Source organism: Armatimonas sp. (assembly GCF_043757465.1).
Lineage (GTDB): Bacteria > Armatimonadota > Armatimonadia > Armatimonadales > Armatimonadaceae > Armatimonas.
In genome coordinates this window covers 1-15,388 of sequence record NZ_JAYVPL010000111.1, presented here as the reverse complement: position 1 = coordinate 15,388, position 15,388 = coordinate 1, and the positions used below count along the sequence as shown (strand labels likewise).

At 57.8% G+C, this 15,388-nt stretch carries 15 protein-coding genes; 12 read left to right on the top strand and 3 right to left on the bottom strand.

Features of this window, described 5'->3' with window-relative positions:
• Positions 1–17: 17 nt before the first annotated feature.
• Both acnA and ACH2ED_RS14935 read left to right on the top strand, forming a co-directional pair.
• The gene (gene acnA, locus ACH2ED_RS14940; RefSeq protein ID WP_395092646.1) at positions 18–2,705 is read left to right on the top strand and encodes an aconitate hydratase AcnA; all 2,688 of its coding nucleotides are present in this window, start codon (positions 18–20) and stop codon (positions 2,703–2,705) included.
• Positions 2,706–3,103: 398 nt separating this feature from the next.
• Entirely contained in the window at positions 3,104–3,331 is a 228-nt protein-coding gene (locus ACH2ED_RS14935; protein WP_395092644.1) for a hypothetical protein, read from the top strand.
• A 537-nt stretch (positions 3,332–3,868) separates the two neighbouring features.
• On the opposite strand, the gene ACH2ED_RS14930 is transcribed toward ACH2ED_RS14935, so the two are convergent.
• The 3 genes from ACH2ED_RS14930 to ACH2ED_RS14920 all read right to left on the bottom strand — a co-directional run bounded on the left by ACH2ED_RS14930 (position 3,869) and on the right by ACH2ED_RS14920 (position 7,119).
• Positions 3,869–5,413 (bottom strand): hypothetical protein, encoded by a 1,545-nt coding sequence (locus ACH2ED_RS14930; protein ID WP_395092641.1) that lies wholly within the window; start codon positions 5,411–5,413, stop codon positions 3,869–3,871.
• A complete protein-coding gene (locus tag ACH2ED_RS14925; RefSeq protein ID WP_395092638.1) occupies positions 5,410–6,609 on the bottom strand; it encodes a FixH family protein in 1,200 nt (399 codons plus the stop codon). The genes ACH2ED_RS14930 and ACH2ED_RS14925 overlap by 4 nt, the downstream gene beginning before the upstream one ends.
• A gap of 78 nt (positions 6,610–6,687) precedes the next feature.
• A complete protein-coding gene (locus ACH2ED_RS14920; protein WP_395092635.1) occupies positions 6,688–7,119 on the bottom strand; it encodes a hypothetical protein in 432 nt (143 codons plus the stop codon).
• Positions 7,120–7,370: 251 nt separating this feature from the next.
• Here ACH2ED_RS14920 and ACH2ED_RS14915 point away from each other — a divergent pair, with 251 nt between their 5' ends.
• The 10 genes from ACH2ED_RS14915 to ACH2ED_RS14870 all read left to right on the top strand — a co-directional run bounded on the left by ACH2ED_RS14915 (position 7,371) and on the right by ACH2ED_RS14870 (position 15,303).
• Complete coding sequence (locus ACH2ED_RS14915; RefSeq protein WP_395092633.1) at positions 7,371–8,870, top strand: multicopper oxidase family protein; 1,500 nt, start codon at positions 7,371–7,373, stop codon at positions 8,868–8,870.
• Positions 8,871–8,988: 118 nt separating this feature from the next.
• Positions 8,989–9,285 carry a metal-sensitive transcriptional regulator gene (locus tag ACH2ED_RS14910; RefSeq protein WP_395092630.1) on the top strand — a complete coding sequence of 99 codons (297 nt, stop codon included), beginning with the start codon at positions 8,989–8,991 and terminating at the stop codon, positions 9,283–9,285.
• A 12-nt stretch (positions 9,286–9,297) separates the two neighbouring features.
• Complete coding sequence (locus ACH2ED_RS14905) at positions 9,298–9,504, top strand: heavy-metal-associated domain-containing protein (RefSeq protein ID WP_395092627.1); 207 nt, start codon at positions 9,298–9,300, stop codon at positions 9,502–9,504.
• Between the two features lie 29 nt (positions 9,505–9,533).
• On the top strand, positions 9,534–11,813 hold the full coding sequence (locus ACH2ED_RS14900; protein WP_395092624.1) for a heavy metal translocating P-type ATPase: 2,280 nt from the start codon (positions 9,534–9,536) through the stop codon (positions 11,811–11,813).
• A 2-nt stretch (positions 11,814–11,815) separates the two neighbouring features.
• Positions 11,816–12,187, top strand: coding sequence for a cupredoxin domain-containing protein (locus ACH2ED_RS14895; RefSeq protein WP_395092622.1), 372 nt, complete (start codon positions 11,816–11,818; stop codon positions 12,185–12,187).
• 66 nt (positions 12,188–12,253) lie between these two features.
• On the top strand, positions 12,254–12,931 hold the full coding sequence (locus ACH2ED_RS14890; protein WP_395092620.1) for an ArsR/SmtB family transcription factor: 678 nt from the start codon (positions 12,254–12,256) through the stop codon (positions 12,929–12,931).
• An 18-nt stretch (positions 12,932–12,949) separates the two neighbouring features.
• Positions 12,950–14,152, top strand: coding sequence for an MFS transporter (locus ACH2ED_RS14885; protein ID WP_395092617.1), 1,203 nt, complete (start codon positions 12,950–12,952; stop codon positions 14,150–14,152).
• Between the two features lie 224 nt (positions 14,153–14,376).
• Positions 14,377–14,592, top strand: coding sequence for a hypothetical protein (locus ACH2ED_RS14880; RefSeq protein ID WP_395092614.1), 216 nt, complete (start codon positions 14,377–14,379; stop codon positions 14,590–14,592).
• A 359-nt stretch (positions 14,593–14,951) separates the two neighbouring features.
• A complete protein-coding gene (locus ACH2ED_RS14875) occupies positions 14,952–15,095 on the top strand; it encodes a hypothetical protein (RefSeq protein WP_395092611.1) in 144 nt (47 codons plus the stop codon).
• Positions 15,085–15,303, top strand: coding sequence for an alpha-ketoglutarate-dependent dioxygenase AlkB (locus ACH2ED_RS14870; protein WP_395092729.1), 219 nt, complete (start codon positions 15,085–15,087; stop codon positions 15,301–15,303). The genes ACH2ED_RS14875 and ACH2ED_RS14870 overlap by 11 nt, the downstream gene beginning before the upstream one ends.
• Positions 15,304–15,388: the final 85 nt, after the last annotated feature.

Here is a 15,388-nt window from a genome sequence, read left to right as displayed (position 1 = left end):
TTTAGGGGGTTGTTTTCATGTTTGATGTGATTCGTGAGTTCACCTACGCTGGAGGAAAAACCGGCAAGTATTGTTCGCTGCCCGAGTTAGAGAAAATGGGGATCGGTCCTGTGTCAAAGCTGCCCGTCTCCATTCGTATCGTGCTGGAGTCTGTGCTGCGTAACTGCGATGGTGTCCGGGTTGCTGATCAGGATGTTAAGAACCTGGCGAACTGGGCCGCCAATGAGGAGCGCACGGCGGAGATTCCCTTTGTCGTTGCTCGCGTCGTGCTGCAAGACTTTACCGGCGTGCCGCTTCTGGTTGACTTAGCGGCGATGCGCGATGCCGCCGCAAAGCTGGGTAAGAACCCGAAGATCATCGAGCCGCTGGTGCCGGTTGACTTGGTTGTGGATCACTCCATTCAAGTTGATGTCAGCGAGAGCGCGGACGCACTTCAGAAGAACATGGAGATTGAGTTCGCGCGCAACGAGCAACGCTATCAGTTTCTGAAGTGGGGTATGCAGGCATTTGATACGTTTAGCGTCGTGCCGCCGGGCATCGGGATCGTGCACCAGGTGAACTTGGAGTATCTCGCCAAGGGTGTTCTGGTGGATGGTGAGGGCATCTTCTACCCAGACACGCTGGTCGGGACAGACTCCCACACCACCATGATCAACGGGCTGGGCATTGTGGGCTGGGGTGTTGGTGGGATCGAGGCCGAGGCGGGAATGCTGGGGCAGCCGGTCTACTTCCTCACGCCCGATGTGGTCGGCGTTACTCTCACTGGTGCACTCACGCCGGGCGTCACGGCGACGGACTTAGTCCTGACGCTCACCGAGATGTTGCGTGCGGCCAAAGTGGTCGGCAAGTTTGTGGAGTTCCACGGCGAGGGCGCGGCCTCTCTCAGCCTGACCGACCGTGCGACAATCGCGAACATGGCCCCTGAGTACGGCGCGACCATGGGCTTCTTCCCTGCCGACGAGGAGTCTTGCCGCTACTTAACGAACACGGGCCGTACGCAAGACCAAGTGGATGCGTTCCGCCAGTACTTCAAGGCGCAGGGCCTGTTTGGTATGCCCGCTGCTGGAGAGCTTGCCTACAGCCAGCTGCTCACGCTTGATCTCTCCACGGTTGTGCCGAGCGTCGCCGGGCCGAAGCGTCCCCAGGACCGTATCGCGCTCACCGATGTGAAAGAGAAGTTCGAGGACTTGCTCGCCGAGCAGCCCAAGCGCTTTGCGATTCTCCCGATGGCCCCCCCCGCCCCCGCAAGCGGGGGAGCTAGAAATCTGGCGGATGAGTCGCTCTCCAACGGCGATGTGGTGATCGCGGCCATCACAAGCTGCACCAACACAAGCAACCCGAGTGTCATGCTCGCCGCGGGCTTAGTTGCCAAGAAGGCTGTCGAGAAGGGCCTGACCGTTCGCGAGACCGTCAAAACCAGCCTTGGGCCAGGTTCTCGCGTCGTGACGGACTACTTAGAAAAAACAGGCCTCCAGAGCTACCTGGACACGCTGGGCTTCCAGACCGTCGGCTATGGTTGCACGACCTGTATCGGGAACTCTGGCCCGCTGGATGCCTCAATCGAGAAAACCGTGGTCGAGAACAATCTCACCGTCGCCGCCGTGCTCTCGGGGAACCGCAACTTCGAGGCGCGCGTTCATCAAAACGTGAAAGCCAACTTCCTGATGTCCCCGCCGCTGGTCGTCGCCTACGCACTTGCTGGTTCCGTCACAATTGATCTGACAACTGAAGCGCTGGGCACAGGCAGTGATGGCAATCCGGTCTATCTGAAAGACATCTGGCCGACTCCGCAAGAAGTGGCCGCGCTGATCGGTAGCGCCGAGGACCCGGCGGTCTTCCAGAAGCTCTACGCGGGCTTTGCGGAGCAGAACCCGCTCTGGCAGGAGATTAGCTCCAGCACCGGCGATCTCTACGCCTGGGACGACAACTCGACCTACATCCAACACCCACCGTACTTCGAGAACTTCGGCCCGGATGCCGGGATCGCCGCTGATGTACTCGGGGCTAAGCCTCTCGCCATTCTGGGCGACTCGGTGACAACGGATCATATCTCCCCCGCCGGGGCGATCAAGGCCAGCTCGCCCGCCGGTCGCTACTTGGTGGAGCACGGCGTCGAGGCGACAGACTTCAATAGCTACGGCTCGCGCCGGGGCAACGATAGAGTAATGGTGCGCGGGACGTTCGCCAATGTCCGCATTAAAAACCTCATGGTGCCAGGCGTCGAGGGCGGTGTCACCAAGATCAATGGTATGGGCGAGCCCGTGGCGATCTACGATGCGGCGATGGAGTACAAGGCTGCGGGCGTGCCACTGGTGATTCTGGCGGGCCAGGAGTACGGCACGGGCTCCAGCCGCGACTGGGCGGCCAAGGGCACGGCGCTCCAGGGCGTGAAGGCGGTGATCGCGCAGAGCTTCGAGCGCATCCACCGCAGCAACCTGGTGGGAATGGGCGTCCTCCCCTGCCAGTTCCCCGAGGGTGTCAGCGCCACAACGCTCGGCCTCACGGGCACGGAGACGTTTGACCTGACGGGCGTAGCAAACGGCATCACGCCGCGCATGGGCCTCACGCTGACCATCACCAAGGCCGACGGCAGCACCACCCCCCAGCCGGTCATCCTGCGAATAGACACCCCGATTGAGGTGGAATACTACCTCCACGGCGGGATTCTCCCGTACGTGCTACGGCAACTCGTCGCACGGGCGTAACATTCGGGCGGGTAAACCGGCCCGCCGGGCACCCTCTGGGTGGCGGCAAGACCCATGAATGGGCCTGTAACAAGATGAGCAGGAGGAACTTCCTCCTGCTCGTTTTCCGTGTTTGTTCTCCCCGCACGGCTGCGGCTTTGTGGCCTTTGCCCGACATCCAAAGATGCCTGGTGTTTACAACGGGTCTTGCAGATCACATCCCGCCTCTGCTGGTATTAAACTAGCAGGCGCTACTTCTTTATCCCTTGGCCAAAGTGAAGTAGGCTTGAGATTGCTCACAAGCAGAAAAAGTATATCTGAATATGCGTAGCGGTATAATTTCCTCATGACCATCACGCTCGACAAACCGACACAGCGCCGTTTGGAGGCCCTCGCGAAGAAGCAGGGCCGACCGACCGATGATTTCCGACGGACTCCCGGAGAGCTTCTGGAAGCGTAAGGCGGAGCTGGATGCGCGGGCCGATAAAGCTATTCTTACGCCCGTCGAGTACGTGGAGCGCCTAAGTCTTCTCTCGCAGATCGAGCGGTGGCAAGTGACGTGCCTGGAGGCGGTGGTGGAGCTGGCACAACTTCGGGAAGAAACGCCTGCCGTTGTGATGCAGAAGCTAGGAATCCTCCCCGTCTGACCCAAAGTGCGTGTCTCCCACTACGATTACGATGTGCGCTTCTGCCCCGGCACGAGCTACAAAATGGCCAGTGAGGAGACTATCGGGCGCTTCGCGATCCGCCCACAGAACGTGGGCGTCATAAGGCGTGCCGCCAAAAAGTCGCTCCGCGACTGCCGAGTTCACGTGGGTTTCCCAATCGCGGAGCGATTTCCTAGCCAACGGCTTCTTGACGCCCACGTTCTGTGGGCGGATAAAACAGCGGCAGACACTACTTCGAGAATCGCCAGTCGTCGTGGTCGGTGTAGGCGAAGGTTTCTTCGATCAAGGCGAAAAGTGGTAGGTCGCTGGCCTTGAGCTGATCGTGGCTCCGGGGCGTGGGAGCGCCTGCCTTGGTGGTCTATGCCTGGCAGCAAGTCATGCCAGGCATCCTCTGGCCCCTCTCTGCTTTCTGGGCAAGGGCGGACGTGGCGACGAGAGTAAGGGCCGAAAGTGCGGTAAATGCGATTCGGTTCATATGACGATACTTCGTCACAAAAGACGAGGGCGACTTCGTGCTTACATCTTCCCGAATCGCCAGCGGTAGAAGACATTGACCGAGACCGGCGCACTGCCATAAGACGTCTTGAGCGTCGACGGATAGGAGTAGAAGTCCAGCGATGCACCGATGCCCTGCTGACCCTGCTCATTTTGTTTGAGGTTATGGACGCCGCCGACAGAGAGCTTCTGAACGCGGTAGATTCCCGCAGGCACCCCGACCAGCTCGTCTTTCTGCGTGTTATCCAGACGGGCAAAGTAGGTCTGCCGTCCATGGGTGTAGGCCGTCTCCGCGAGAAGTGCCGTGGTCTTCGCGCCGGGTTTGATGTTCTGGCCAACTGCAATCATCGAGGCGAGGTTGTCTCCGTTCTCGAAGGCACGGTTGTGCATTGCAGAGACTGTCAGTCGGTGCTGGTTGATGCCCGGCTCCAGTGTCTCTGGGGATTTCAGGAAGCCATACGAGGCTTGGAAACTCAGGTCTTTCGTCGGGTTAACACTCACCCGACCTGCGTAGGAGTTGAGGTGAATCGGGTCAATGTTGTAGCGGTTCTCGTTAGGCTCGCGGCCATTGAACACCGAGCCTTCCAGCTTCCACTTGTCAGCGATAGTAATGCCCGCTGTCGCGACGCCGTAGGTAATGTGGGTTCCGTCGAGCCAGTGGTGTGAGATGGGAGCACTCGGGTTATCCCAGGCCGAGGGCCGGTGCGGAAACGCCGCCGGGCCGATGGCAGGCTCACCCGCAGGAGCGAGATAGACAAATCCGCGTGTGTTTCCGCCAAGTGGAGTACTATACGTCGCGGCGAGCTCCATGATGAGATCGTGTGGGTGTTGTCGGTCTTTAAGCGGCTGGCCGTTGTTGGTCTCGCCGGTCTGGAAGAGGTTCGGGTAGCCGTTCTTTCCATTGGTGAGGGCATCCAGCGAGAACATCCCACGCAGGCCCAGAATCCGGTTCTGCTCATCGCGCTTCTGTCCCATGAGCATGAACTGACTCGCGCTATACGCCTGGCTCTCGCCGCGCTTGCCGCCCGCATCGGTGAAGGCGGCAACGGCGGTTCCCATCTGCATGATTTGCCAGGGGCCGCGCTCACTCATCTTTCCGTACATCGGGCTGGACTCCGGGAGCCAGGTCGTCCCTGAGCCTTCGCGGCTCATGCTCCACGGGCCGAACGTCCCCTGCATCGCCATCTCCATAGCCTGCTCAAAGAGCATCTCTGGCGTGACGCCCTCATCGTACTTACCGTTGCCTGCCTTGATTCCCGCCAGGCAGGTCTTGCAGACTCCCTTCTTCTCAAAGAGGTTCGCACCGCAGCCGCAGTTTCCCTCGACCGCGCACTCGTCGCAGCCACCCTTCATGCAGCAGGAGTAGCGCCCTTCTTCGGCGAGAATCTTCTTTGCTGCCAGCATTGCCACCTCGTAGGCTTTGGTGTCGCCCTTTTTCTTAGCCGCGAGCGCTTGCTTCAAGAAGGGGGCAGCTTTTGTTGGGCCGCGCTTACCTCCCTTAGGGGGATGTGCTAGGGCAGGGCCGACAAGTGCTAGTGCCATCAACAAGAGAAAGACCCTTCTCACTTCGCGCCTCCGATACTCAGCACAAAGGGAATGGTGATGACTTTCCCGCCGCGTTGGAACTGTCCCCACGCTTTGTAGATCCCGGGTTTGGGGAAGCGGGCGTTGAAGGCGACGTTTCCTTGTTTCGATGCCGCCAGACCTGCCTCATCTTCTGCTGGGTGACTATGTACGACCGTCTGACCGTCTTGGTGAATGATCATCAGGTGCCCAAATGCCCCCAGATACGGCTCCAGATCGGTAATCGGCTTGCCTGTGGCATCATCTGTTAGCTTGAACGTCAGCACCGTGCTACGGCCCACCGGAATCGGCGCGACGGCTTTTAGATTGGCCGTGATGCCCTCCACCGTGTTCTTGGTTCCTGCCGGAACGAGCGGGGTTGCCTTCGGCACTGCCCCACTCACTTTGAGAGTCGTTCCTAGAATCTGGGAGCCTGCGCCTTTTGGGGCGACATCGGCGTAGATTCGATAGGTGCCGCCCGTGGGAAACACTTGGGAGATCGTGAAACTGCCATCGGGCTGGGGCACGGGGTGCTCGTGGGCGAACCAGGAAAGATCGCTACTTGCCATCAGCAAGTGAAAGACCTTGGTGTGAGCGATATCGAAGTCTTTCACAACTGTCTTGGTCTTTGTGTCCCGAATCGTGAAGCGCAGCTCGACAGGTTTTCTCGCACCGGCAGCACCAAGGCTCTTGACCTCGACGAAGTAGGGTTTGGGCGCGGGTTTCTTGCCGCTACGCGCTTCGGCATCCTGGACATCCACTAGAAAGCTCGCCATGATGGGCTTGGTCGCGCCGGGGGGAGTCAGGCTCAGTGCTATCTGGTACTGGCCGCCGTGAGGGAAGAAGCACTCCAGGCCGTAATCCCCGGGAACACCTTCCGTGTGGACTTTGGGACTCTGCGCGGGCATCCCGGCCATCTCTGGCATGGTGATGATAGCGCGGGTCTGGACACGGACCACGCCTGTTGCACCAGAGACCGGGTCGATCTTACTGGTATCGGTGAGCCTAAACTCGATATCAACCTGCTCGCCAGCAAACACCCCTTCGGGGGGCAAGCGTAGTGAGATGGCGTATTTACCAACCGTTTTCTGAAGCGTAGCGGGCGCAGTGGCCTGGGCGTAGACGGCTTGAGGGAAGACAAAAAGCGTTGTAAGAGCCACCAATGGCAGGGCCGCCCGTATAAATTTCCGAGTAAACATTTCCAAATTCTCCTGTTTCACAGTGCCTCAGTAGCTAAGAAGTTAAGAGCCGAGGCGGGACGACGAAAAGTAATCGTGTCAGGAAACAGGAGGCGCACGTCCGCTGTCGGGAGCGCGGGGAAGAGTTTGTAGGGTTTGGGTCTGCTGGGCGAGCGGCGACGTGCTAAACGTAGCGACCGGCGGAGTTGTGTAGAGAATGCTACCAAGGGCAGCAAAGGCTGTTACCTCTGGGGTGAGCGGCACCAAGTTGTCGCTGGTAGCATGTGCTTGAGCGGGTGTAATCTGGCAGGCGCAGGGATTGCTGACCGCGCTGAGCTGAGGGGCGTAGTTAGTTGGTGTGTGTGCATTTCCCGTAGGACAGCAGCAGCAAGTCTTCATCGGTTTGCCGCTCATCGGGCAAACGTGAGAAGAGGTTTCTGGCGCGACACAGCTCTGGGCGAGCGCTGGGCTGAGCAAGTTGCCCAGCAGCGCCACCGTAAGGAGCCAGAGTGTCGTGAATCGCCTAATCATTTTAGTGTCTTTAGAGAATACCCCCTATGGGTATCTTCTTCCTATACAGACGTACAAGCGGCGCGAAAGGTTTCCCCTCATTTTATTTTTTAGCGTTTTTATTGCCCCACAGTGATCAACGGTTTCTCAGGGAACCCCTCCACAATTCGAACATCCATAGCAGAATACGTCGTTTCGGGGAGGTACTCTCGCCTTGGCCGGGCTAGCATCCAAACGAGACCCGAGTGATGAAGTAAAGAAAGACAAGTTTCATGAGTTCCCTTCAAAACAGCTTCGTTCCAGATGTAGAGATCGCCCTCAAGGCAAGCCCGGCAAAGGTGTCGGTTCTCCCCGGTGAGCCAACACAGGTTTGGAAGTACTCCGGCACGGTACTGCGCGGCGATCCCCGCTGCCTTCAAGAGCTGCCCGGCTCCTACTTAGGCCCTACGATCCGCCTGCGAAAAGGCCAGAAGGTGCGCATCCGCTATACCAACGACCTGCCGGAATACTCCATCATCCACTGGCACGGTTTGCACGTACCAGCCGCCATGGATGGCCACCCACGCGATGTCATCGCTCCAGGAGAGAGCTTCGTCTACGAGTTCGAGGTCATTAATCGGGCGGGCACCTACTGGTACCACCCGCACTCACATAATCAGACTGGCCCTCAGGTCTACCGAGGATTGACTGGTCTACTGATCATCGAGGACGAAGAGGAGCAGCGCCTTGGTCTGCCGTCAGGGGCGTATGAACTGCCGCTTGTTCTTCAGGATCGCAAGGTGAATGAGGACAACCAGCTCGTTTATCTGGGCGGCTCGATGATGGCTGGAATGATGGAGGGGATGAACGGGTTTCTGGGGGATCGGATTCTGGTCAATGGTCGACCTAATGCGACTCTGAATGTGGCAACACGGGCCTATCGGCTACGTTTGCTGAACGGGTCTAACTCCCGCATCTACAAGCTCGCTTGGAGTGATGGCACCCCACTAACAGTGATTGGCACGGATGGTGGGCTACTCGAAAAGCCCGTGGAGCGAGGCTATGTCACGCTCGCTCCTGCCGAGCGGATCGAGATTTTCGTGGACTTCAGCAAGTATCCGCTGAGTACGCGGCTGGAGCTACGGAGCCTGGAGTTTTCCGGTGCCGCCGCTGGCACAATGAGCGGGATGGGAATGATGGGAGGCATGATGGGGGCAAGTACAAGCTTGCCCAATGGTGCTGCGTTTTCCGTCCTCAAGTTCGCGGTGACTCGGGAAGAGAAAGAGCGCTTTGTCCTGCCCGCAACGCTCACCCCAATCACACGCTATCGCCTTGGCGATGCTGTCAATGCAAAAACACGGCGGTTCGCAGTCTCGATGGGCCACATGATCTGGCTGCTCAATGGGCGCACGTTCAAGATGAACGAGGTTGCTGCCGGGGAGTCGGTTCGCCTGGACACGCTGGAGCTCTGGGAGTTCATCAATAAGCCACAAGCGGGAATGGGAGGCATGGGCATGATGGGGAATATGGCAATAGCCCATCCCCTGCACGTCCACGGCAAGCAGTTTCAGGTACTGGAGCGCCGCATGAACCCTGCTTTTGCCGCGCAGTCCAAGAGCCTGCGAGAGGGCTTCGTGGACGAGGGTTGGAAAGACACCGTGCTCGTCCTGCCGGGCGAGAGCGTCAAGCTCCTCATGCGCTTTGAAAAGTATCCGGGTCTCTTCCTCTACCACTGCCACAACCTGGAGCACGAAGACCGGGGCATGATGCGTAACTTTCAGATACGGGAGTGATCTCCCCCAAGAACATACAACGGAAGTCTTAGCGTTAAGAGTTTCCCAAAAGAGTTCACTTGCGAAATATACCCTATGGGGGTATATTGACAAGGAGCCTCTATATGACTCTGAACCTATGAATAAAACACCCGAATCTCGTAAGAAGCTCACGACCCGCCTAAATCGTATCGCGGGGCAAGTCGCTGGTATCCAGCGTATGGTGGAGGAAGACCGCTACTGTGTGGACATTCTCACTCAGATCGCTGCCGTCCGCTCCGCGCTGGATAGCCTGGGAGTGGAGCTTCTGAGCGAGCATGTTAGCTCGTGCGTCGTTGGGCATGGCACGGCGAGTGAGCACGAGTGCGCCAAGCCCATGACCCAGGAGCAGCTCGTTGAGGAAGTCAAGACCGTTCTGAGCCGATTCCTTAAATAGAAAGAAGACAAAATGATGAAAACAACTACTCTGACCGCGCTAGATATTACGTGCGGTGGGTGCGCGAGCGCCATCAAGAAGTCCGTCGGAGCCGTCGCAGGTGTGAGTGATATCCAGGTGGATATAGACACCAAGCGCGTCACCGTCGCCCATGAGGATGCCACTACGCCTGAATCCATTAAGGCAGCAATGGCAAAAGCCGGTTTCACCGCCTCATGAATTCTCTCACGAAAACACCCCTGGCTTAAATGACCACGCCTTCTGCCACTCCTGATTCTGCTGAGCAGACCGCCGACCTTTCTGTTACGGGAATGTCGTGTGCTGCTTGTGCGCGGCGCATCGAAAAGCAGCTCGGCCTCGCTTCCGGTGTGAGCGTCGCTGGTGTCAACTACGCGACCAGCCGTGCCCGTGTCACTTTCGATGCGAAGACTACTTCGATAGAGAATCTGGTTGGTGTTGTCAAAGACACCGGCTACGGCGCAGCTCTGATCCAGCGCCCCGAGGAGGCATTAGAGGCAGAGGAGAAAGCGCGTGCGGACGAAGTCAAAGACCTTACCCGGAGCTTTACGGTCTCTACGGTTCTCACAGTGCCACTCCTGACCCTTGCAATGCTACACGGTAAGATCGAGTTCGTGGGGATGAATGTAGTGCAGCTCGTATTGGCAACTCCCGTACTGTTCTATGGCGGCGCTCACTTTTTCAGTGGAGCCTGGAAAGCACTTCGGCACCGTGCAGCTGATATGAACCTACTAGTTGCTATCGGCTCGGGAGCAGCGTACGGCTACTCCGTTCTGGCAACCTTATTTCCCCATGCCTTTGCCCAAGTCAACAGTAATGGTATGGGGCACTCGGGAATGCCCGCTGTCTACTTTGAGGCCGCCGCAGCGATCATTACCTTTCTGCTGCTTGGCAAGCTCCTCGAAGCCCGTGCCAAGGGCAAGACCGGTGAGGCGATTAAGAAGCTGATGGGACTCCAGGCTAAGACTGCCCGCGTTTTGCGGGATGGCAGCGAGCTAGACATCCCCATCGAGGCAGTCGCCATCAGCGACATTGTGCTCGTGCGCCCCGGTGAGAAGATCCCTGTGGATGGCATCGTCGCGGGAGGCACCTCGTCGGTAGATGAGTCCATGCTGACGGGTGAAAGTCTGCCCGTGAGTAAAGCTATCGGTGATGAAGTCTTCGGGGCGACCATGAACGCCACCGGATCACTTCGAGTGAAGGCAACTCACGTCGGGCTGGATACGGCGCTCGCTCAGATCGTGCGGCTGGTGCAGGATGCCCAGGGCTCCCGCGCTCCGATTGCTCGCCTTGCCGACACGGTGAGCGGATACTTTACCCCGGTCGTTCTGATTATTGCCGTACTAACCTTTGTGGTTTGGTTCAGTTTCGCGCCTGCCGACCCGCGCCTGACCATGGCTTTCGTGAATGCGGTTTCGGTGCTGGTTATCGCTTGCCCTTGTGCCCTCGGGCTCGCCACACCCACCGCAATTCTGGTAGGAACCGGCAAAGGAGCGCAGTCCGGCATACTCATCAAGGGGGGAGCCGCGCTGGAGCAGGCGTACAAGATGACCGCTATTGTGCTGGACAAGACGGGCACCATCACCGAGGGCAAGCCCACCCTCACCGACTTAGTGACGTTTAGTGGAAGCGAAAGCGAGGCTCTGCGTCTGATCGCTGGCGTGGAAGCCTTGAGCGAGCACCCGCTCGCCGCCGCTATCGTGAAAGCCGCCAAGGAGAAGGGCCTGACGATTCCCGCCGCCGAGCACTTCGAGGCGATTCTAGGCCGAGGCGCAGTTGCGAAAGTGGAGAGCCGCGAGGTTCTGATTGGAAACCAGGCGTTTCTGGAGGAGCGAGGTATCGCCATTGACGCAGCCGTTCTGCAGCTAGATCAACTCGCTCTTGAAGGCAAGACTCCCATGCTGGCCGCCGCCTCAGGCAAGCTCCTCGCGATTATCGCAGTCGCTGATCCGATCAAAGCCAGCTCCAAAGAGGCAGTCGCACGGCTGAAGCGCCTTGGGCTGGAAGTCGTGATGCTCACCGGAGACAACCAAAAAACGGCACATGCTGTGGCTGCGCAGGTCGGAATCGAGAGCGTCGTGGCCGAAGTGCTTCCGCAAGATAAAGTCGCGGAGATCAAGCGACTTCAGGCGCTGGGACGAGTCGTTGGCATGGTAGGCGATGGCATCAACGATGCTCCCGCACTTGCCCAGGCTGATATCGGGATCGCGATTGGCACCGGCACCGATGTGGCGATGGAAGCCTCGGACATCACGCTCATCAAGGGTGATTTGAACGGTGTCGCCAGCGCCATTGCCCTCAGCAAAGCGACCATGACGACGATCAAGCAGAACCTCTTCTGGGCGTTTATCTACAACCTTGTTGGAATCCCCATTGCTGCCGGACTGCTCTACCCTTTCACCGGCTGGCTACTCTCCCCCGTATTTGCCAGCGCCGCCATGAGCCTCTCGTCAGTTTCGGTTGTGGTCAATAGCCTACGGCTCAAGAGCTTTAAAGTGAAGGCGGTCTAGGTATGGATACCTCCCAGATCATCGTCATCGTTGTAGGCATAGCTCTCATCGCCTTTATCCTGTGGTTCTTCTTCGGCAAGCAGGAAGGGAAGAAAGCGACGGCCAGTAGTGGTATGCAGGAAGTGGAGATCACGGTGGAGGGCGGCTACGAACCTGGGACGATCCAGCTTACAGCAGGGGTTCCTGTCCGGCTTATCTTCCACCGGATTGAGACGGCAAGCTGCTCCGAGGAGGTCGTCCTCCCTGACTTTGGCATTCGCCAGAAGCTCCCCGCCCACAAGAAGACCGCCGTGGAGTTCACGCCAGACAAACCAGGGCGCTACAGTTTTACCTGCGGCATGGGGATGCTCCGGGGAACACTGGTGGTCGCGTAACCCGACTCTCTTCTTCTCAATTATGCATTTGCATAATATTCAATTGAGTGATTGAATATGGGTATTATGGAACCCGCACAGAAACGCGACTTCAAGAACCAGCTCTACGAGCAGTTCGCCCGTATCGGTAAGGCACTCGCAAGCGGTCGTCGCATCGAGCTACTGGAGCTGCTCGCCCAGGGAGAGCGCAGCGTCGAGGCGCTCGCTTCGCAGACCGACCTCTCTATCGCAAACGCTAGCCAGCATCTTCAGATACTTCGGGCAGCGGGTCTGGTCGAGGTGCGGCGTGAGGGAACCTTCGCCTTTTATCGAATCGCTCCTGAGAGCTTCGCGCTCTGGCAGTCACTACGTCAAGTTGGTGAGGCACGGCTCTTAGAGATAGAGCGCCTGGTTTCTAGTACGCTTGGGGAGCGCTCCGCTTTGGAGCCGATTCGCCTCGATGAGCTACGCCGCCGCTTGGAGCTTGGCGAGGTGGTTCTGCTGGACGTTCGCCCCGTCGAGGAGTTCCGCGCTGCTCACATTCCCGGCGCTCGCTCCCTGCCGATCACCAGCCTGGAGCAGCAGCTAGCAACACTCCCGACAGGCACCGAGATTGTCGCCTACTGTCGGGGGCCGTACTGCGTCTTTGCGGATGAGGCTGTTGCACTTCTTAGGGGAAATGGGTTTACGGCCCATCGCCTGGAAGCTGGCCTACCGGACTGGCGAGCGGCAGGCTATCCAGTTGCTCAGGCGCTGGCAACATGAATTCAGGAGCGGAGTAACGTGCCGACGGGGCTGCGAACGAACTGGGCTCAGTTCGCGCTTCTGGTGCTTATCAACGCCTTTGTGGGAGGGATGGTCGGGCTGGAGCGCACCGTGGTTCCCCTGCTCGCCAGCCACACCTTTGGCCTTGCCTCCAGCGTTGTCGCCACGAGCTTTATTGTCAGCTTTGGCATCGTCAAAGCGCTGACCAACCTGGTCTCCGGGGCGATGGCGGATCGCTATGGACGCAAGCCGCTGCTGGTTCTGGGCTGGCTCTTCGGCCTGCCCGTTCCCTGGCTCTTGATGTACGCCCCGCGCTGGGAGTGGATCGTCGTGGCCAATATCCTGCTGGGCATTAACCAAGGATTTACTTGGTCGGTCGCGGTGGTGATGAAAATAGACCTCGCGGGCCCGAAGCAGCGCGGCCTCGCTATCGGCCTCAATGAGTTCTCGGGATACTTCGCCGTCGGAGCGACCGCCTGGCTAACGGGCTATCTGGCAACGCGCTACGGCCTTCGCCCCGTGCCCTTCTACCCCGGCGTCCTATACAGCGTTCTCGGTTTTCTACTCTCCGCGATTCTGGTACGCGATACCAAACGCTTCGTCACGACTTCCACTAACGCCACAACACTACCCTTCTGGGAGATCTTCACGAAGGCGAGCTGGCGCGACCGTGAGCTGTTCGCCGTGTCGCAGGCGGGCTTGGTCAACAATCTCAACGATGGGATGGCCTGGGGAATCTTCCCGCTTTTCTTCGCGGCCCACGGCCTCAGAATCGCACAGATCGGGCTTCTGAAGTTCGTCTACCCGGCTGTTTGGAGCGTGCTGCAAATTGCCACCGGCCCGCTCTCTGACCGAGTAGAACGAAGGCATCTCATTGCTTCTGGAATGGCGGTGCAGGCAGTTGGCATCTTCCTAGCGCTCGCGCCCGGTGGGATGCCAACCTTCCTGGCTTCGACGGTGCTACTGGGAGTCGGGACGGCGATGGTCTACCCAACCCTCATCGCTGTAGTGAGCGACGCATCGGAGCCAGCCTGGCGTGCTCGTGCGCTCGGGGTGTACCGCTTCTGGCGGGACATGGGCTACGCGGTGGGGGCGCTTCTGGCAGGCTGGCTCGCGGATCGGTTTGGGTTTACCTGGTCTATCGCCACCATAGGCGCTCTCACGCTCGCCTCGGGTGTTGTTGTGATCGTTGTGCAAAGAAAGAAAAAACTTGACTCCTAAAGACTACGATGCTCCCTCCGTTTCGGCGACATCGTGCGGCAGCTTCGGGCGCGTGGCCTTACGGCGAGGTGCCACTACTGGGCCTGCTACCATACCGATCTCTACCGCTTCATCTGGAAAGGCATCGAGATGGAAAAGGTAACACCGATGAACGAAAATGAACTCAGCTTTAGAAACGGGAACTAGCTATAATAAAGATATGTTGTATGGGGTGGGAAAGAAAAATGAAAAAAAATCAACTAAAACAACTCAGTAGCCTTTGCTTTGTCCTAGGCTTCGTATCTATCATTGGTTCTATTGCTATCTGGTTTCTGACAAGTGGTAAGTCCGCTGATACTCAAGCACATGGAGAAAGATTTGGTATTTTTGTTGGATTATGGGCACCTACATTCTTAATTTTATCAAACCGTTTTGATCGCTATGCAGAAAGTAATATTTGATGATTATAGCTCAGAGCAGGCTAGTGTGTCGTTATACTTGCGAGTTTATGGTTGGCCCCAGTCGCTGAATGGTCTGTTTTAGCCTATCCTATCAAGATAAACTATTAACCCATTTGGAGATCCTATGCAATAGGCGGTATATAGTTCTGAACAAACAGAGATATGACAACAATTACTTCATTTTGGTGCAGTAAGAATTTCACGTGCCCGGCGTGACGCTCAACTATACCTTGCCGGGGTGATGGGCACAAGAGAGTAAGAGACCAATGTCTGATCAGGATTAGACTCTTCGGTCGCCTCGTAGATCAGCCTCGCCTCACGGCGTGGTACGGCGATAGCGGTCGCGCCTGATTTTTACCATGCAGCCCGATGACTGGACGCTAGTGCTGCTCCTGATCCGGCATCGCGCAGAAGAGATGGCCGGTGTCGCTTTCAATAGCGTCCTCCTGAACCAGTACCGATCTGAGCGCGATAGTGTCTCCTGGCACAGTGATGACGAATAGTGTCTCCTGGCACAGTGATGACGAAAAGGAGCTGGGAGTGAACCCCGTCATCGCTTCTGTCAGCTTCGGTGCGACCCGGCGATTCCACCTCAAGCACAAAAGCGTACCGGAGAGAAAAGTGGCTCTTGATCTCACACATGGGAGTTTGTTGCTGATAGCAGGAACGACACAACAATTCTGGTTGCATCAGATCCCTAAGGGCTCGTAAAAAAATAATCTCCCTCCTCTGGTAAAATAGAAAATATCGAGATTTCTATGTCCAACGTAATTTCTATGTCCAACGTAATATTCAA